This is a genomic window from Magnetococcales bacterium (assembly GCA_015228935.1).
Lineage (GTDB): Bacteria > Pseudomonadota > Magnetococcia > Magnetococcales > DC0425bin3 > HA3dbin3.
Genome location: JADGCO010000011.1, coordinates 1 through 18,251, shown reverse-complemented (window position 1 = coordinate 18,251; position 18,251 = coordinate 1). Strand labels below are relative to the sequence as shown.

Genomic DNA, 18,251 nt, shown 5'->3' with positions numbered 1-18,251 from the left:
AATCAGGGCCGGAACGATTATTAATTTATTAACCCATTGTTTTCTGGCCATCAAAAGGACTGCTTCATCGACAACCCAGTTTGAATTCATTGCCGCCCTGGAGAGAAGCAGAATGCCTCCATGACAGTCAAAAGAAATGGCCTCACGGATTCGATTGACAAAATTATCCCCGCCCTCAAGAGAGGAGCGATCCAGAAAAGTTTCAAACCCGTTTTCCTCCAGACGTTTTTTCAACAGGTCGCCGAATTGCACGGAGAGTGGGCAGCGGGTGCAGTAGCTGATGAATATTTTAGGCGTGAATGAATAGACCATAGGGGCATCGTGTGCGGGCTGGATCTTCTTGGCAGTTGACAAAAATAAGCCCCATTCTATCCTGTTTTTTCTCCTGCTTTCAATATATTTTATCGTTGGCCAGAAACAGAATCATGAAGTTTATGCGGATATGGATACAAGAAAAAGTTTTATTGAGCTGAAGCGAATACTTATTCCGGGAACGTCAATGAGTTTGAATTTCGAGACCTTTTGGTTTACCAATACATTCTGGTGGCCGCCCGGACGTAACGGGGTCTATTCGGATATTTCGCTGGCCGCATCGTCATCGAAAACATCCTGCCATGTGCGGGCATCGATGGCCCGGTCTATCCACTTATCGAGGGTGTCCAGATTGGCAGCATGAACTTTTGGTTCAACCCATGTGGGCAGATTGGAGAGACGACGGCGCAGGATTCGTAGCAGAGCTGTGGCATTACCTTTCTGGAGTCCTTCGTCGAGTCCTTCCTGTTTCCACTCTCTGGTCCATCTTTCCGCAGTTTCTGCCAACATGGTATGAACCTCCTTCAGGTCGTTCATTTCCGGGATGGTTTCCGGAATGGCGGGATTTGTTTTTGACAGTCTTGGCAGCAGGATTTGCCCCAGCCAACTGGCAAATGCCCGGCGCAGTTCTTTTTGTTCTGGACTTTTCAGCCAGGTATCCAATTCATGAACCACCTGCCGGACATCTTCCAAAGTGCGGCTTTTTTCCAATCTGAACAGTGCTGCCACCACATTGTGCATCGAACTCAATACATCATTCTGGTAGTGGTGCGCATCGATCAGCAGGTAGCGCATCCGGGGGCGGCAGATTTCCAGACCTGGGGGATACTCCTCAATCAGGTCGGCGACATCCATGGCGGCTGTCCACCGACTTTTGCCATTGTACAACACGATGGGGGCGACCGGGGGAAATTTTTGGCCGTGCGGAATTTTTCCGGATTGGCGCAGATCCTGATAGAGGAGTTTTGTATAGAGATCGGTGCGCAGTGCCATGAGGTCATCGACGGTGGACTGGGGTTCCAGGATCAGATAGATGTACAGCCACCTGTCTGTACCCTGCCAGCGGATTTTCCAGACGAGGTCGTCAATTCTTTTGCGAAAATCATCGCTGACGTAGACCGGATTGACTTTTTCCAGGGTAAAAAAGTCCAAGCCTTTGGTCCAATCTTCCCTGATGAAGCCATTAATCAGGTCCTGGACCATTTGGGCTTGTGAAAACAGTTTGTTATAGCCGAGATCATGGGGATTCATAGTTCACGTCAAGTCCAGGTGAATTGTTGGTTCATTTGCAAGGTTACACGTGAAACAGGTTCTTGACTCGTTGGTGGGGGTGTGGATGGGGTGGATTGGGCATTTTGATTTCAATATATTTTGTCATTGATCGGCAACAGAATTATGAAGTTCAGGCAGACATGGATACAAGAATAAACAGGGTGGATCTGAAAGAAAAATTACGCCGCCAGGCCCTGCTGGTCGGGTTTGATGTGGCCGGTTTTGCCCCGCCAAATCCCCCGCCCAATGGTCACTATCTGGCCGAGTGGTTGGCTGCGGGGAGACAGGGTGAGATGACCTGGATGGCACGGCATGTGGAACAACGCCAGAATCCAGCCCTCATGCTGGATGGGGTTGGTTCCATCCTGGTGGTGGGTACCAATTATCGTCCGCCAGACAATCCCCTGGACAGTTTGCAGGACCCGGAAGCCATGAGTGTGGCGGCCTGCGCCCGCAATCGGGATTATCATCTGGTCCTGAAAAAACAATTACATCAAGTGCATCAGTGGCTGGAAGGAGAGGTGGGACATCCGGTGCCGGCCAGAATGTTTGTGGACACGGCTCCGGTCATGGAAAAACCATTGGCGGTCCTGGCGGGTTTGGGGTGGCAGGGAAAAAATACCCTTTTGGTATCCCGTCGGTTTGGGTGCTGGCTGCTGTTGGCGGAGTTGTTTTTGACGCTGCCTTTGCCGCCGGATGAACCGGAGCGGGATCATTGTGGCGATTGCCGGCGTTGCCAGGATGCCTGCCCGACCCAGTCGTTAGCGCTACCGTACAGGCTCGATGCCAGACAGTGCTTGGCCTATATGACCATCGAAGCTCGGGGAGCCTTTCCTGAGAGGGGACGACAGGTGTTGGGCAATCGCGTGTATGGCTGTGACAATTGTGTGGCGGTGTGTCCTTTCAATCGTTTTGCTCCGGTGACTCAAAAAACCGACTTTTTGCCGCGTTCGGAGTTGCAGGAACCGAAATTGGCGGATTTTGTGGCGCTGGAGGAGGGGAGATTCAGGGAAATATTCCGGCAATCGCCGATCAAAAGGCTGGGCAGGGAGCGGTTTTTGAGGAATCTGGATATGGCATTGAAGAACAAATAAAGAAAAAATAAAAAAAGAGGAAAAATTCAGCCATCCCATGGAAAAAAAACGTTTGAAAAACTGGGATGGAGGTCCAAGAGGAAGGGCTGTGCCCTTCCTCTTGGTGGGGTTTGGGGCGAAGCCCCAACAAAGTCTTTTTTTCTGATGGGGTTTGGGGCGAAGCCCCAACAAAGTCTTTTTTTTGATGGGGTTTGTGGCGAAGCCAAAATTAAATCTTTCATCCGGATTTGTTATATTTGAGAGTTTATGGATATTTTTTCATGCAATATTTTCTTCAGAATAAAATAAATGATAGTATCTGTCGCGATTTTTAATAATGAACGGCGGATAATGGGGATCGGACTCGACCGCATAGCGCACAAATTGCTCCTGGTCCGAGTGCAAAGCCTTGCCAGCCAGGATTCTTTGCCGGATGCGAGTCTTGTCTTTGAAATAATCGGTATCGTATTCACTGTGCGAAAATGATTCGAGCTTCTGAACAATCTTGTTCAAACCGCCCAGATACGAAAAATGCTGACCACCATCCTTGAGGAAAGGGAGTTTATACCGTTGCGCACGTTCCTCTTCCGGGGTCAGAAGATATTGGCGCTGGGTGACGACGGTGGAATTGATACATTCCTGATTGTTGGCGTCCGCAACCATCTTGTAGTCGAGAAAATAGCGGTGGAGCTGCTGCTGGAAGGCAAGCCTGGGAAACTCTCCGAGCAGTCGGTGGATAAGCCTCATGACAAAATGGGATGGAATTTCATCGACATCACTGATGAGGATGATATCTTCGGGAGCGGCACTGCCCAGGCCATCCAGAATGGCGTTGCGCTGGTTGTGTTCCATGCGCCAGTTGTCGTCATTTTGCGTGAATCTGGTTGCGCGGGCAAAATTCAGGCCGCGAATATCGAACTGTTTGCGGACATGGATGATTTTGGCCTCTGCCCAGGCGAAGCGTGACCTGTTTTCTGCATAGACAAAGGGCTTTGGTTGGCCCCGGAAGGTATGATCCCCTTCGACCAGCACAAAAAAATCAACATACTCCCAGAGATGATGCAGACGGATTTCCAGGAGATCCAATTCATCAAAAAAAGTGAAGCAATCGTATGTTTTGGCAGCCATTTAATATTGTTCTCCCGGGGGCGTGCATGCTCCCTGTTTATCCTGGACGACAGCGGGGGAAGGTAGCACTTGTTTGCGCGGCACACAATGTGCATGGTATCGGAATAATTTTTTCGGTAACTCGTGTAACTGTTTGTTCTTTGTTGAATTCCGGTGTCGGGATGTTGCCACTGTGTTGAATCCATTTAAAAAATTTTCAAGAAAGAAGCCGGATCGCCGTCAGGTCACCAACCGGAGAAAACCTGTCTGGCTGGAGTGGCTGCTGCGCCACCGTTACAAGGGGGAGGAGCGGCGTGCCAATCGGCGGCGTGTCAATTTGATTGATCGACGTCTCAAACGAAAAATTCTGGGATTGTTTAAAAAGCAGGTCCTGGAAGGCTTGATCGGTTTGACGGTCTCCCCGGATGGCTATGGGGTGGCCAGAATTGTGTGGCGGGGCGAGGGGGAGGCCCCTGTTCTTAAAAATTGTTTTTTTGTATCATCGGCATCCGGAAGCGACAGCACAGAAAGGTTGGCCCTCGGTCAAACCTTGAAAACCTATGAAATGTCCCATGGTCGCTTTGCCGGCATGCTCTTTCCCGGCCAATATACCATGTTTCCGGCTGAGGCACCGCAAGTGGCCAGGGCAGAGTTGGCCACGGCCATGCGTTGGCGGATCAAGGATCGCCTGGATTATTCGGCCCAGGAAGCCGTGGTCGATGTGTTTGACCTGCCGCAAAAACGGAGTCCCGGCCAACCGGAAATGATCTACGTGGTGGCCGCCCGGGAAAATGTGGTCAAGGATTGTTTCGGCCTGTTTCACATGAATCATTTGACCCTTGTTGCCATCGACATTCTGGAATTGGCCCTGCGCAACCTGACTGCCATGGTGCCGGACGATGCCGAAGGTATTGGTCTGCTTTACATGGGGCGCAGTGACGGGTTGGTGCAGGTGACGCGGGGAGGGGTCATGTATCTCTCCCGGCACATGGATTATGGTGTGGACCAGTTGCTGGAATCCCTGGCCGGTCGGGCAGATGCCGGGGAAACAGAGCTGGCCGCCTCGCCCGTGGTGGATGCCATTGTCCTGGAAATTCAACGAACCTTGGATTATTACGAAAGCCATTTCAGCCAATCCCCCGTCAGCAGTGTCCATATTGCCCCGCTCCCGGTCCTGTTTCATGGACTCAATACGGTCCTGGCCGACAAACTGGGCATGCGCCTGAAAGACCTCCCTTTGCATAAAATTCTGGAAATCGAGGCCAAGGTGGATGACATCGATCTGGCACGCTGTCTTCCGGCCATCGGCGTGGCCCTGCGCCGGGAGGGAACAGGATGAGTCACCAACAGATCAACCTCTACCAATCCCGGTTCCATATCAAAAAAGAGTTTTTGGATGCCCGGGGAATGTTGCTGGTGGGGTTGCTTTTCATTCTGCTTCTGGTCGTGGTGTCGGGGATCATGAACTGGGTGGCAGCACGCGAGGAAGGATTGTTGCATGTCCTGGCCGGACAACAACAAACCAAGTCCAATTTAATGCTGGATCTGGCCAAAAAATTCCCCCCCCGCAAAGAGAGTGAATCCCTGCTCAACGAAGTCAAAAATTTGCGCCGGGAACGCAACCGTCTGCGGACCGTTGAGGATTTGTTGCAACAAAACCGGCGCGGCAATACCCGTGGTTTCAGCGGCATTCTGGAAGCTTTGGGGCGGGAAAAAGTGGAGGGTCTCTGGTTGGATGGCATCGGCATTTATGCCGGAGGAGAGGGCATGGTCCTGGAAGGAAAAGCCCGCAATGCCGATCTGGTGCCCGTCTACATTTCCCGTCTGGGCAGACAAAAAAACCTTGCCGGACGGCGCTTCGGTTTTTTCCAAATGTATGAGGAGGTCGAGAAAAATTTGGCCACCGATGCCGGTGCGGTACCGGTGCCTCTGCCCTCTCCGGGTGCGGGGGGACCTTTGCTGCGGTTTCGGATCAAAAGCGTCGAGCAGGATATTCGCCGCGACCATTTTTCAACCAGGGAGGGGGAAAAAGTTGATCCATCCAGAGAAGCGGCACGTGCTGGCAAAGAAATGCGGGGTCCGTTCAACAAAATGCAGGAAAATCTGCGCGGCAATTCGAGATAGGCAGGAATTGTTCGTATTGAAATGATATTTTCATATCCATGAAGTCGTCGAACGGGATATCATTTTTTCATCTCTGGAAACAGCATCATCAATCGGTTGAGTGCAAGTGGAGAATCAGGTCATGTTGGCGTTCACCATGGATTGTCAAGTCAATGGGGACCATACAGTCACACTGAGACTGCCCCGAAGTGTGACCCCGGGACAGCATCGGATTGAACTGATCGTAGACCCTGAACGGGGTCAAGCTTCGGATATGGTACTTATGGATCAGAATACTGTTGAAAAACAGAAACATGCTGATGTGTGGGATCAAATGGATGCACTGCGTGAACAAGCCATCAAGGAAGGGATGGTATTGATGGACTGGGATGAAATCAACGCGGAAGTGCAGAATCGTCGTGGCGGGGTGATTGATGATGAAAATTCTGACCTACGTTGATGCCAATGTGCTGATAGCAGCTTTTGCAGCTAAATACCAGATTCGTGAAATTTCCATGGCTGTATTGCGTGATCCAGATCGAAATCTGTTGGTGAGTGATGCGCTTTGGTTGGAAATCATGCCCAAGGCAATGTTTTACAAACGTTCCCGTGAAATCGAATTTTACGAACAATATATTTCCTTGGCTGTCAGGTGGATACCCTGGAATACCACTGTTGTTGCGATGGCCAAAAATCTGGCATCGCGTTATGGTTTGTCTGCCATGGATGCAATACATGTTGCATCGGCTATCGTTGGGGGGGCTGATGAGTTGGTGACTGGAGAAAAATTTACTAAACCTATGCTGAAAATAAAAGAATTGCGAGTTATATCTTTGAATTTCCGTGACCAGGCAAGCTGATTAAATGTTGAGTTTTCTTATAATGATTGATCATTCTGGAGATGTTTCGAGTAAAATCAAATGAGCGCCATGCAGGATGAGATTGAAAAAATTATCAACAAAATAAACGCCCTGACCAAACGGGAGCGCGTGATCCTGATTGGAATCTTTGTGGCGGTTATCGGTGCTTTGTGGGATACGTTGTATCTGGAACCATGGATCAAAAATCGCGCCGAAATCCAAAAAAAAATTGTTGCCACGCGCAGCCAGATTGACACTCTTAACAAGACAGAGGCCATGGTTCTGGGACGCAGCAAAGAGGATCCGGACCGGGAAAGCCGGGAACGCAAGAAAAAATATCTGGATGAAATCACCAAAATCAAGGCCGAGCTGGCCTCAGCCATGAGGGATATGGTTGATCCACGGGATATGCCGGATATTCTCGGACATTTTTTCAAGTCGGAGAGCGGCTTGCAGTTGATCACGATGGCCGCAGAACCGGCTGTCCCTGTCGTGACCAAAGCCGGGACAGACAAAAATTCAGCCAACAAATCATCCAATAAATCATCAGGCAATACATCTGACAATAAGAATTCAGCAAATAAATCATCCAATAAATCATCAACCAACACATCTGACAAGACAGACAAAGCATCTGACGACAAGAGCAACGATAAATCCGATAAAAAATCCGAAGATGCCAATTCCGAGGCCAGTGACGATTTTGCCGATGAATCCATATTCAAACACGGCATGCAGATTCGCCTGCGGGGAAATTATCTGGATGTCGTGCGTTATTTGAAGTCCCTGGAAGGGATGAAATGGGTCATCTTCTGGGACAGTCTGGAGTATGCGGTAGGGCAATATCCTGACATGACGGTCACCCTTTCTGTCTACTCCCTGAGCCTGAGCCGGGAATGGATCGGCTTGTGACAGGTTGAGTCTGGACCGGGATGAGATCGGCTTGTGACAGGTTCGGATTATTAAATTATTTGGAATGTTGCTTGCATAAACCCGGATGATCCCGGCATGGGTTTGGGTTCCTGTTGGCGGTTTTGATGTGGGACCGGTGCCATGGGGCGGGATTGGCAAAGGGTTGCAATCAGAAAGACCTATAAGTTGGGCCAGGGTGAGTCGGATGAAGGTTTACCGCCATCGATTGGTGGGTTTCATTGCCAAAAGGCCGGTCCTGGTTTGGATGGTGGGTGTTTCTCTTCTGGTTTCGTGCGTCGGAATGCAGCAGGGGGAAAAATCCCAATTCAAGGATGCTGTCGATACCATCATGCCGGAGAGCGTCAAAGCCGAGCGCCACAAGAGGGATGCCGTTGCCCGGGGGGACCTGCCCGAGATGGTTCTGGAGGCTTTGCTGCCATCCTTGAAAGGACCCGCCATTGCGGATAAAGCCAAGAAAGTGGCGACTCGCCCCGATGAACATCGGATCGACCTGATCATGTCCGAGGGAGGCAAGATACCGGCGCGTGATCTTTTTTTGAGCCTGGTGGAAGGAACCCGGTACACGATGATCGTGCATCCGAAGATTGATATGGACGTGTCACTGCCCTTGACGCTGGTGGATGTGACCGTGCGGGATGCCGTGGATACCATCTGCGAAATCTACGGCTTCGATTGCAGTTTCCGGGAACCGGAACATCGGGATTCCTGGGGCAGTTTCCGGATTTTTCCCAGGCGATTGGCGACCCGGACTTTCAGAGTTGACATTTTGGCAGTGGCGCGCAAAGGCTCTTCCAATACCTCTGTCAGTTCCGGAAGTGTCTCCAGCACCACGAAAACATCGAATCAATCAGGAGGAGGCACATCGACGACATCGGATATTTCCGGGAGCAACATCAAGACAACCAACGATTCCGATTTTTGGGAGGAGCTGGAAAAGACCCTGAAGACTTTCCTGAAAATGTCTCCATCTACCGGTGGACAATCTGCCAAACCATCTGAAGGGGGTGATGAGACCGGAAGCACCACGGGGGATGTTGCGGGGAGTTCCCCGGGAGCCACAGGGAGTGGTGGTGCGGCGGGGGCCGGTGCTGCGACGGAGAAAAAAGTCCAGGTAGCCACATCCCCGGACGGCAAGAGCTACATGATCAACCGCCAGGCCGGATTGTTGATGGTACGGGCCTATCCGGAAGATTTGCGCGAAATTGAAAGCTACTTGAACAAATTGGCCCAGAGAAGTCGCCGTCAGGTCATTCTGGAGGCCAAAATATTGGAGGTGGAACTCAGTGACGGGTTTGAGTTCGGCGTGGACTGGATGGCCATCAACCGTGGACTTGGCACAAAAACGCCTCTGGCCAGCGAACCCAGGACGGGGGTGACGAGTGCCACGGGCAGTTCGGCATCACCGTTCCAGTTGTTTACGACCCAACCGACCTCGACGACCACGGGGACAAATCCGGATGGTTCGACATTTACGACGACGACGACGCCCAGCATCTCCATGGTGGACGGCAAGACGGGAATCCTCTCCCGGGCTGCCAGTGACGGCCCTTTTGCCCTGGCTTTGCGGGCGCACGATTTTGTCGGATTTCTCAATATGTTGCAAACCCAGGGCAAGGTGCAGGTTCTCTCGAATCCCCGGGTTTCCACGGTGAATAATCAAAAGGCGGTGATCAAGGTCGGTGAGGATGAATATTTCATGACCAGTATGGAGGCATCCACAAGCACAAGCCAGAGCGGTTCCACCGGGACCACCGTGACCCCCAAGTTCCAAAACTTTTTTTCGGGGGTGGCATTGGATGTGGTACCGCAGATCGGGGATGACGGCATGATCACGTTGCACATCCATCCTTTGATCACCACCGTGACGGAAAAAAACCGGATTCTGGAGTATGGGGGAACCCGGAACGTCTATCCCCTGGCCTTCAGCAGCTCCCGGGAAGTGGACACCATGGTGCGGGTCCGGAGCGGCGAAATGGTGGTGATTGGTGGCCTGATGAAAAAACAGCAACGTCTGACAGATGGCAAGGTTCCCATTCTTGGGGATTTGCCCCTGATCGGATCTCTTTTCAACAACAGCAAGAAAAGTACAGTCAAGAGTGAACTGGTCATCCTGATGCGGCCGCAAGTGATCGAAGGGTCACAGGATTGGGCAGGTGTGCTGGATGAAACAGCCGACCGTATCGACAAGATGGAAACCAACAGCCCGCTTTGGTGGGCCAAATAAAAGGAGGAGGTTCGGCGATGAACTACCTCAATCATTTTGGAATGCGTACCACACCCTTTTCCCTGACGCCGGATACCGAGTTCCTGTTCGAGGATGTGGAGTTTTTGATGACGGCCAAGACGGTTCTGGCTGCCTTGGAGGAGGGAGAGGGGATCGTCAAAGTGACCGGTGATATCGGTACCGGCAAGACCATGCTGGGGCGCTATCTCCTGGGAACTTTGGAAAAACGTTATGCAGTGGCCTATTTATTGAATCCGTTACTTTCGGTACGAGATTTGAATCAGGTACTGGCAGCCGAGTTTGGGGTCGAGGCCGAACCGGGCATGGGCTTCCAGGTGTTGCTGAACCGGATGCTCGAAAAACTGATGCAGATGGGGTCACGCGGCATGAAAGCCCTGATCCTTGTCGATGAGGCCCAGTCGGTGCCCGATTCCACCCTGGAAGCTCTGCGCCTGATGACCAATCTGGAAACAGAGAAGGAAAAAGTCGTCCAGGTGGTCCTGCTCGGACAGCTCGAACTGGATCAAAGGTTGGAACAGCCGGAAGTGCGTGCCTTGAAACAGCGCATCGCCACTTCCTGCCACCTGCGGGCCATGGATGCGGAACGGTTGCGGAGCTACGTCAGGCATCGTTTGCTGGCCGCAGGGTGTACCAGACAGGATTTGTTTGCGGATGGGGCACTGGAGGCCTTGTTCCGTGGCAGTCGGGGTTCACCGCGTCTGGTCCATATTCTGGCCAACAAGGCCCTGGCCATGGCCGCCGAAGGTCGAGAGATGCAGGTGAATGCCCGGCATATGCGCATGGCCATCCAGAGTACGGAAGGTGTATCGACTGTGATGCCAAAAAAATATATTTCTTTCAAATGGTTGTACGACCTGATAGCGCTTTTTGTCACCTGGATCCAACGGCGCCGGAAGGTCCTGAACATGGGATGACTCGAATCTGTACCGGAAATTTTGAACATCGGACGACCCCTTGATCCGGACCCGGTGGCACCGGATGGTCCTGAAGATGGAATGATCCTCAAGATGGCATGGAGAGCTGAACGTGAGCCTGATTCATCAAATGTTGCGTGATTTCGAGAAGATTCGGCATGCCCCGGGTCACTCTCTGGGCGAGGTCGGGGCCGATGGGATGGTCAAGGTTCCAGTCGGGATGGGATCAGGATCGGGTCGCCAGAAAATGTTGTGGTTGGCAGCAGGAATGGCCCTGGCCACGGCTTTTGCCGTGACACCCTGGATCTGGCAAGGCCATTCCGGGAATACCTCCCGGTCGGCGGAACCAAAAATCCGGCAGGAATCCTCGGCAGGCCAACGGGAACCACAACGTTTCCCGGGTGACGGATCCCTGACAGGTGACAGTCAATCCCGCAGCCCCAACTTTGATGTGGATGCCTCCGAAGATGCGGATGTATCCCTGGAATCGGATACCGATTTTGTCTCCGGAGATCATGATCAGGAATCCGAATCTGCCAAGGCGGGCAAGCGGTTGGCTTCCGGCAATGCCACCGCGCCAGTCAACCCGGTATCCGGCGTGGCACGGGATCCCGGAAAAGTGTTTCCGGCACCGTTCATGGTGCAACTGGGGGTATTTTTTACCACGGAAGAGGCGATCCGTTTTCAGGCGGGGTTGCCGGCCAAAGTACGCGAGTCCAGCCGGATTTCTCCGGTACGGGATTTTTTGAATCGTCCCATGTTTGCCGTGCGTTCCGGGCCTTTTGGCAGTCGGGAGGAAGCGGCAGCAGTCTCGGGAATGTATGATGCCCAGGGGGTGGAGGGGGCGTTTGTGGCCCAGGCCGTGGAAGAGGTTCCCCTGGTGCAGATGGATGGCAAGGTCAGCAATCCATCGGTGGATGTCCTGCCGCCGGTTCTCTCGGCCACGCCTCAATCCCATGCCACCGAAGTGGACCCTCCCGCCACGACCGGGGGCGAGAACGGCAAACCGTTTTTCCTTTATGCGATTCAGGCCGGGTCATTTCGTGAGGGGAGTGCTGCGGAATCCCTGGCCGCCAAATTGCGGGACAAGGGGCAGTTTCCCTATATCCTGAGATTACGGGGTGTGGATAATGCGCTGTGGCACAGTGTCTGTTTCGGTTTGTTCACCGATATGGAAGTGGCCAAGAAAGCCTTGAAACAGTTCAAAGGTGGCGAACTGGGCAAGGCCTATGTCCTGCCGGTGGAGTCCCGTTCGTTCATCAAGTTCATTGCCCGGCGCAATGATGGGACGGTTGCGCCTGGCGTCCTGGATAACGAGACAACTCCCGACAATGAGAAGAAGCGTACCAACAAGACCCGGTCCGACAAGAGCCGGGAGGCCAAGGTAATGGAAGCCAAAGTAGCAGAGGCCAAAGTGGCAGAGGCCAAAGTGGCAGAGGCCAAAGTAGCAGAGGCCAGGGTAGCAGAGGCCAAGGTAACGGAAGCCAAAGTAGAAGAGGCCAAGGTAGCAGAAGCCAAGGTAACGGAAGCCAAAGCAGCAGAAGCCAAGGTAACGGAAGCCAAGGTGCAGGAAACCAGAAATGTTGCATCCAGGGCCAGGGAAAGCATGCCCCGGCAGTCTGTGGCTGAAACAACTGTGGCCGAACCTGAGGTTGCGGAAGTTTCTGGCGTTTCCGGGAGTGGCGGTGACCTATCCGGAAAATCCCGGGCCGCCGAAACCAACAAATCTTCAGGCAACCTACCAGCGGCTGGAGTCGGCAGCCGGGTTGTGTCCCAAAAAAATTATATCGATGAAAAGGATCGTTACGCCATTCAGGTAGGGGCTTTCATGGAGGATGAAACAGCCCGGGACTTGGTGCGTGAGCTGCGCAAGCGCGGGTACGATCCCTATATTCTGGAATTGCCCAATGGCAATACTGCGGGGAAAATGCGCAAGACAGTGCGTATTGGCAGCTTCCATGAGTTGCGGGATGCCGAAAAAGCCAATATTGAGTTCCGCAAGCGTGAGAAACGGGACGGCTATGTGGTGACAATCGACTCTTCTCACAGCCCGGGTGATATGTCGGGCAAGGGAGAAAAGCTGGTTTTGGCCAGCAAAGGGGGAGAGGAGGTTCTGGTCAAAAAAGGGGATGGACCGGTCCAAGTCAATAAAAGCGATGCGGCGGTTGATGTGCTGGAGGATTACAGCAACAAGACGGGCGAAGCGGCCATGGTCGCTGCCGAGGCCGATCCATTGTTGACGGACCATGCCGCGCCGGCGGGCAAACCGGCCAAGGTTTCGGAAAAGCAGACGGAAACCGGTGCAGGCGCAGAAAAGCCCTATCCCTTCCTGCATAAACCCAAACCCCTGAAAGATGTGATACAAAAAGCCGGGGATGGTGTGTCCGGGAAAAGCATGCAATCGGACAAATTTTATCAAGAGGCGCAACGGTTGGAACAGGGAGGCGATCTCAAGGGGGCCGAGGAGTTTGCCCGGCGTGCCCTGGATTTGAATCCGGTCAACCAGCGTGCCCGGGAATTTCTGGCCCGGATCCTGTTCACCTCCGGGCGGTCCAATGAGGCCTATCCCCTGCTATCCGAAGGCTTGGCCAAGGGTTTCGATGCGGGCCTCGTCAAGCTGTTTGCCCGGATTCTTGTCCAGGACGGCAAGACGGAATCGGCGCTGGGGGTGCTGGAAAATGCCCAGGCCCAGGGTGGGGCGGAAGATGAGGAACTCATGGCCCTGCTCGCCGCCATGTACCAGCGCAATAAAAACCATTGGAAAGCCATCGAACTGTACGAAAAATTGTTGGCAAAACATACGGATAATTCCATCTGGTGGATGGGTTTGGCCATCTCCCTGGAGGGGGTGGAAGAAAAAACCTCGGCCTTGCAGGCCTACCAGAATGCCATGGACAATGGTCAACTCAAGTTGAACCTGAAAAATTTTGTCGGCAAGAGGATCCAGGCGCTGTCAAACTGACAGGGTCATGATCGAAGCCAATCTTTCTTCCCGATTTGTTTTGTACGAGAGTTTATGGACAGCTTCTGATGTGGGTTGCGGTGTGCGCACCGCAGGGGGTGACAAGCCATGGAACAAGCAGGTCAACAGGGACAGACCGCTGGTCAACCCCAGGCCAAGAAAAAACTGCGTCTCGGCGATCTTCTGGTGCAAAACCAGATCATCTCCGAGGCGCAGTTGATGCAGGCCTTGTCCTATCAAAAGGAGAAGGATTGCAAGATTGGTCAGGCGCTCCTCGAACTGAAATTTGTCACCGAAGAGAAACTGCAACGGTTTCTGGCCCAGCAGCGGCGCAAGGTGCGGATCGGTGATGCCCTGGTTGCCCAGGGCATGATCACCGAAGAGCAACTGATGAAGGCGCTGGGGGAACAGAAAAAGAGCGGCAAAAAGCTCGGACAGACCCTGGCCTACCTGGGAATCCTCAGCGAAACCAAATTTTTGGAATTTCTTTCCAAGCAGTTGGACCTGCCATTCGTCGATCTGCGCAATTTTCAATTCCAGCAGGAAATCATCCAGAAAATTCCCGAAAGCCATGCGCGGCGTTTCCGGGCCATTGCCCTGGCCGAAAACAAGGAAGGCCTTCTGGTGGGGATGGCCGATCCCACGGATATTTTTATTTTTGATGAATTGACCCGGCTGTTGAAGCGTCCCCCCCGGCTGGCCATGGTGAGCGAAACCGATCTGTTGCGTACCATGGATCGGGTCTTCCGGCGCACGGAAGAGATCCAGGAACATGCCGAGGCCCTGGGCGAGGAGATTCAAAAATCCGCAGCTTTCAGCCTGGATCAGATCGTCCAGTCGGAGATGGCCGTCGATGCTCCGGTGGTGAAAATTCTCCAATCGCTCTTCGAGGATGCCTTGCAGGTCAATGCCTCGGATATTCACATCGAGCCGGATGAGGATGTGTTGCGCATTCGTCAACGGATTGACGGAATTTTGCATGAGCAGATCGTCAAGGAGAAACAGATTGCCCCGGCGCTGGTGTCGAAGCTCAAACTGATGGCAGGCTTGGAGATTGCCGAAAAGCGTCTGCCGCAGGATGGACGGTTCAACATGACCGTCAAGGATCGCAGTGTCGATGTACGTTTGTCCACGTTGCCGATCCAGGATGGCGAATCGGTGGTGATGCGGTTGCTGGACCAAACCGGGGACAGCCTGAATCTGCAAATGGTGGGCATGGAGGAGGAACTACTCAAACGGTTCACCTATTTCATCCATCGGCCCCACGGTTTGATTCTGGTGACGGGTCCCACCGGCAGCGGCAAGACCACGACGCTGTATGGGGCGCTCAATGCGCTGAATGAGCCAGGGCGCAAAATCATTACGGTCGAGGATCCGGTCGAATACCGTTTGCCCCGTATCAACCAGGTGCAGATTCATGCCAAGATTGGTTTGACCTTTGCCAGTGTGTTGCGAACCGTGTTGCGGCAGGATCCGGATGTGGTGCTGGTCGGGGAAATGCGGGACAAGGAGACCTCGGAGATTGCCATCCGTGCGGCCTTGACCGGCCATCTGGTCCTCTCCACCCTCCACACCAACGATGCCATCAGCACGGCCATCCGCCTGGTGGATATGGGAGTACAGAGTTTTGCGGTGGCGTCGGCGTTGCGCTGTATCCTGGCCCAGCGTCTGGTGCGGCGCGTGTGCCGGGATTGTGCGGCACCCTACGAACTTGAAGAACATGAACGGGTCTTGTTGCAGGGGTTGCTGGGGGTCCAGGGTGGCCCCCTGCCGACGCTGGTCAAGGGACAGGGGTGTACCCAATGCAACAATACCGGATACCGCGGGCGTATAGCCGTGATTGAAATGTTGGAGGTCAAGGGATCCCTGGTTTCGGCCCTGAGTCGGGATGATACGGCCGGCTTCATCGAGGCGGCCAAAAAACAGAAAGGGTACGTCCCCTTGCACATGGCGGCCCTGAATTATGCCATCAAGGGAGTCACCACCATGGAAGAGGTGATGCGGCTGACCACGGAAATCGGTGACCCGGATGACGATGAAGAGGAAGAGGGGAGGGTTGTCAAAAAAGCCCCATACCCGGTTGCAGAAGCGGCTGTCGAAAACGCGGTTTGATGTTCTTTTGATCTGATGATCTGGATTGCCATAAGGCGGATCGATGCCCAATTTTCGTTACAGTGGTCGCAGCGGCAACGGTGCCGTTGTCAAGGGAACGCTCCAGGCTCCGTCAGCCGATGCCGTGGTGGATCAACTGCTCAATCGAGGCATCGAACCCATTGAGATTGCAGAGGACGCAGGGGGAGCAGGCGGGGAGATTCAACTCTCTTTTCTGGAAGAGTGGCCCAGTGACAATGACTTGATCCTGTTTTCCCGGCAAATGTATACCCTGACCAAATCCGGGGTTTCCCTGGTACGCTCCTTTCAGGGCCTGGCGGATGGCACCCATAACAAAAGGCTTGCCCGGGCCATGCGGCAGATCATCGAGGATTTGCAGGCGGGTCGGGACCTCTCGGCGGCCATGGCAGAACATCCGAAAATATTCAATCAACTCTATCTGCGCATTGTCCGCATGGGGGAGGAGACCGGACGCATGCAGGAGTCGTTCCTGCAATTGTATCAATACATGGAGATTGAAAAAGAGACGCGCAAAAGAATCAAGGGAGCCTTGCGCTATCCCATGTTTGTCATGATCGCCATTGTCGGGGCCATGTTTGTGGTCACCTACAAGGTGATTCCGGCCTTCAAGGGGGTGTTTGCCCAGTTCAAGGCCGACCTGCCGGTATTCACCAAAATATTATTATCTGCTTCGGCGTTTACCGAACAATATGCCGCTTTTATTCTTCTTGGCATGGGAATATTGATCTTTTCCATTCGTTACTATGTCAACTCGAAAGAGGGACGCAAGCATTGGGACCGGTACAAGTTGCGCATGCCCATTGTCGGGACCATCATCAACCGGGCTACCCTCTCTCGTTTTGCGCGGGCTTTTGCCATGGGTTCCCGTTCCGGTTTGCCGATCATCCAGACCCTCTTTGCCGTGGGGGAGGCGGTGGACAATGAGTATGTTGCCATGAAAATCCTTGAAATGCGCAATGGTATCGAACGGGGGGAGAGCATGATCCAGGCCGCCTTTTCCAGTGAATTGTTCACGCCGCTCGTCCTGCAAATGATGGCGGTGGGTGAAGAGACCGGCTCCATGGACGAAATGATGCAGGAAGTGGCAGAATTCTATGAGCGGGAGGTGGAGTATGATGTTCAGAATTTGACCTCGGCCATCGAACCGATTCTTCTGCTCGTGATCGGTGCCCTGGTTCTGGTTCTGGCCCTGGGCATCTTCATGCCCATGTGGGACCTGGGTTCGGCGGCTATGCATAAAGGCTGAACGTGAACAAAGCGTTGCAGAGAGGGGAGGGAGGTTGAACCTCCTGTCGGGCATCTCTTGCAGTCGTGTTGGTCAGGTGCGTATTTTTCGGGATGGGCGAAGATGAACAATCTGGGGGTAATGGGGATCCGCCTGTTGGGCATCCTGATGATCGGGGGATGCGTGCTGGGGATGCTGGTGGGATTCTGGTTGCTGGTGCGGCCTGCCTTCAGTCGCTCCCTGCAACGCCCGGCAAAGGATTTGCTGCGCCCCCTGGCGCACCCGATCCGCATCGAACGCATTTTTTATCGCCATCACCGTCTTTTTGGCGGATTTGTTTTTTTGACCTCGGGTTTTATTCTATTGCGACTGAAGGGATTTCTTGGTCAAGAGTTGATTCTGTCTCCCCAGGCCGGTCGGGGAGGAGCGGTGCAAGTCTGGTTCTGGGAAAGTGTGGTCATCTTTTTTTGTTTGGTAGGTTTGTTCACCCTGGGCGTGGGTGCCCTGCTATTGGTGCGCCCCAGTTTGCTCCGTTCATTCGAACGTTGGGCCAATCAGCATTTTTCCATGGCCTGGCTGCGGACTTTGGCAAAACAGGTACGGAATGCCTTATTATGCTGGATCCTGAATCACCCGCGTCTCGTCGCTCTGCTGTTGATCGTGGGAAGTCTTTTCACTTTGCATCATTTTCTCCAGTATCGCTTGACTTTTTTGTTGGGATTTTGATGTGGCGGAAGGTATACTGGCCCCGCGAGGAGGAGTATTGCAGGCCGAAGTATTGCAGGCCGTTTTCAGGCATAAGTTGGTGCCGTTACCAAAGCGGCAGGCCATGGCCATGATTCCGCATGTCGTTCCTGAAGGAACCAAACATGAAACAACGTAAATTTATCAGCTTTGACTGGGCCTTGAAGCGTCTTTTGCGCCACAAGGCCAATTTTGAAATTCTGGAAGGATTTCTGAGCGAACTGCTCATGGAAGATGTGCATATTCTGGAAATATTGGAAAGTGAAAGCAACAAGGAGAATCGAGACGACAAGTATAACAGAGTGGATATGAAGGTGAATACCGGCAGGTCGGCCTTGAACTGGGCAAACACCCCCTTGAAGGCCGGA

The 18,251-nt window shown here is 53.1% G+C and carries 16 protein-coding genes; 14 read left to right on the top strand and 2 right to left on the bottom strand.

Annotated elements, in window-relative coordinates; genetic code table 11:
- Positions 1–567: 567 nt before the first annotated feature.
- Entirely contained in the window at positions 568–1,563 is a 996-nt protein-coding gene (locus tag HQL65_04855) for an Rpn family recombination-promoting nuclease/putative transposase (protein ID MBF0135548.1), read from the bottom strand.
- 161 nt (positions 1,564–1,724) lie between these two features.
- Between HQL65_04855 and queG the strand changes: the two genes are divergently transcribed.
- Positions 1,725–2,678, top strand: a complete 954-nt coding sequence (gene queG / locus HQL65_04850) for a tRNA epoxyqueuosine(34) reductase QueG (protein MBF0135547.1) — start codon at positions 1,725–1,727, stop codon at positions 2,676–2,678.
- Positions 2,679–2,936: 258 nt separating this feature from the next.
- Here queG and HQL65_04845 read toward each other — a convergent pair whose 3' ends face one another.
- Complete coding sequence (locus HQL65_04845; GenBank protein MBF0135546.1) at positions 2,937–3,785, bottom strand: hypothetical protein; 849 nt, start codon at positions 3,783–3,785, stop codon at positions 2,937–2,939.
- Between the two features lie 172 nt (positions 3,786–3,957).
- On the opposite strand from HQL65_04845, the gene HQL65_04840 reads away from it, so the two are divergent.
- From HQL65_04840 to HQL65_04780, 13 genes are all read left to right on the top strand, one after another.
- Positions 3,958–5,103 carry a hypothetical protein gene (locus HQL65_04840; protein ID MBF0135545.1) on the top strand — a complete coding sequence of 382 codons (1,146 nt, stop codon included), beginning with the start codon at positions 3,958–3,960 and terminating at the stop codon, positions 5,101–5,103.
- On the top strand, positions 5,100–5,888 hold the full coding sequence (locus HQL65_04835) for a hypothetical protein (GenBank protein MBF0135544.1): 789 nt from the start codon (positions 5,100–5,102) through the stop codon (positions 5,886–5,888). Before HQL65_04840 ends, HQL65_04835 begins: the two co-directional genes overlap by 4 nt.
- A gap of 121 nt (positions 5,889–6,009) precedes the next feature.
- Positions 6,010–6,327 carry a hypothetical protein gene (locus HQL65_04830; GenBank protein ID MBF0135543.1) on the top strand — a complete coding sequence of 106 codons (318 nt, stop codon included), beginning with the start codon at positions 6,010–6,012 and terminating at the stop codon, positions 6,325–6,327.
- A complete protein-coding gene (locus tag HQL65_04825; protein ID MBF0135542.1) occupies positions 6,305–6,727 on the top strand; it encodes a PIN domain-containing protein in 423 nt (140 codons plus the stop codon). The genes HQL65_04830 and HQL65_04825 overlap by 23 nt, the downstream gene beginning before the upstream one ends.
- A 60-nt stretch (positions 6,728–6,787) precedes the next feature.
- A complete protein-coding gene (locus tag HQL65_04820; protein MBF0135541.1) occupies positions 6,788–7,639 on the top strand; it encodes a hypothetical protein in 852 nt (283 codons plus the stop codon).
- A 205-nt stretch (positions 7,640–7,844) separates the two neighbouring features.
- Positions 7,845–9,884 (top strand): pilus (MSHA type) biogenesis protein MshL, encoded by a 2,040-nt coding sequence (mshL, locus tag HQL65_04815; GenBank protein MBF0135540.1) that lies wholly within the window; start codon positions 7,845–7,847, stop codon positions 9,882–9,884.
- A 17-nt stretch (positions 9,885–9,901) separates the two neighbouring features.
- Positions 9,902–10,819, top strand: a complete 918-nt coding sequence (locus HQL65_04810; protein ID MBF0135539.1) for an AAA family ATPase — start codon at positions 9,902–9,904, stop codon at positions 10,817–10,819.
- Positions 10,820–10,931: 112 nt separating this feature from the next.
- Entirely contained in the window at positions 10,932–13,781 is a 2,850-nt protein-coding gene (locus HQL65_04805; protein MBF0135538.1) for an SPOR domain-containing protein, read from the top strand.
- A 315-nt stretch (positions 13,782–14,096) separates the two neighbouring features.
- On the top strand, positions 14,097–15,893 hold the full coding sequence (locus HQL65_04800; GenBank protein MBF0135537.1) for a type II/IV secretion system protein: 1,797 nt from the start codon (positions 14,097–14,099) through the stop codon (positions 15,891–15,893).
- Between the two features lie 43 nt (positions 15,894–15,936).
- The gene (locus HQL65_04795; GenBank protein ID MBF0135536.1) at positions 15,937–17,160 is read left to right on the top strand and encodes a type II secretion system F family protein; all 1,224 of its coding nucleotides are present in this window, start codon (positions 15,937–15,939) and stop codon (positions 17,158–17,160) included.
- Positions 17,161–17,262: 102 nt separating this feature from the next.
- Positions 17,263–17,865, top strand: coding sequence for a hypothetical protein (locus HQL65_04790; GenBank protein MBF0135535.1), 603 nt, complete (start codon positions 17,263–17,265; stop codon positions 17,863–17,865).
- A gap of 1 nt (position 17,866) precedes the next feature.
- The gene (locus tag HQL65_04785; GenBank protein ID MBF0135534.1) at positions 17,867–18,022 is read left to right on the top strand and encodes a hypothetical protein; all 156 of its coding nucleotides are present in this window, start codon (positions 17,867–17,869) and stop codon (positions 18,020–18,022) included.
- Positions 18,009–18,251, top strand: a 243-nt coding sequence (locus HQL65_04780; GenBank protein ID MBF0135533.1) for a PD-(D/E)XK nuclease family transposase, incomplete at its 3' end; no start/stop codon positions are given. The genes HQL65_04785 and HQL65_04780, both read left to right, overlap by 14 nt.

What these genes read in the sequence shown, in the direction of transcription:
- HQL65_04855 (MBF0135548.1), bottom strand. Translation starts at nt 1,563, where the DNA reads ATGAATCCCCATGATCTCGGCTATAACAAACTGTTTTCACAAGCCCAA.
- queG (MBF0135547.1), top strand. Translation starts at nt 1,725, where the DNA reads ATGGATACAAGAATAAACAGGGTGGATCTGAAAGAAAAATTACGCCGC.
- HQL65_04845 (MBF0135546.1), bottom strand. Translation starts at nt 3,785, where the DNA reads ATGGCTGCCAAAACATACGATTGCTTCACTTTTTTTGATGAATTGGAT.
- HQL65_04835 (MBF0135544.1), top strand. Translation starts at nt 5,100, where the DNA reads ATGAGTCACCAACAGATCAACCTCTACCAATCCCGGTTCCATATCAAA.
- HQL65_04830 (MBF0135543.1), top strand. Translation starts at nt 6,010, where the DNA reads ATGTTGGCGTTCACCATGGATTGTCAAGTCAATGGGGACCATACAGTC.
- HQL65_04825 (MBF0135542.1), top strand. Translation starts at nt 6,305, where the DNA reads ATGAAAATTCTGACCTACGTTGATGCCAATGTGCTGATAGCAGCTTTT.
- HQL65_04820 (MBF0135541.1), top strand. Translation starts at nt 6,788, where the DNA reads ATGAGCGCCATGCAGGATGAGATTGAAAAAATTATCAACAAAATAAAC.
- mshL (MBF0135540.1), top strand. Translation starts at nt 7,845, where the DNA reads ATGAAGGTTTACCGCCATCGATTGGTGGGTTTCATTGCCAAAAGGCCG.
- HQL65_04810 (MBF0135539.1), top strand. Translation starts at nt 9,902, where the DNA reads ATGAACTACCTCAATCATTTTGGAATGCGTACCACACCCTTTTCCCTG.
- HQL65_04795 (MBF0135536.1), top strand. Translation starts at nt 15,937, where the DNA reads ATGCCCAATTTTCGTTACAGTGGTCGCAGCGGCAACGGTGCCGTTGTC.
- HQL65_04790 (MBF0135535.1), top strand. Translation starts at nt 17,263, where the DNA reads ATGAACAATCTGGGGGTAATGGGGATCCGCCTGTTGGGCATCCTGATG.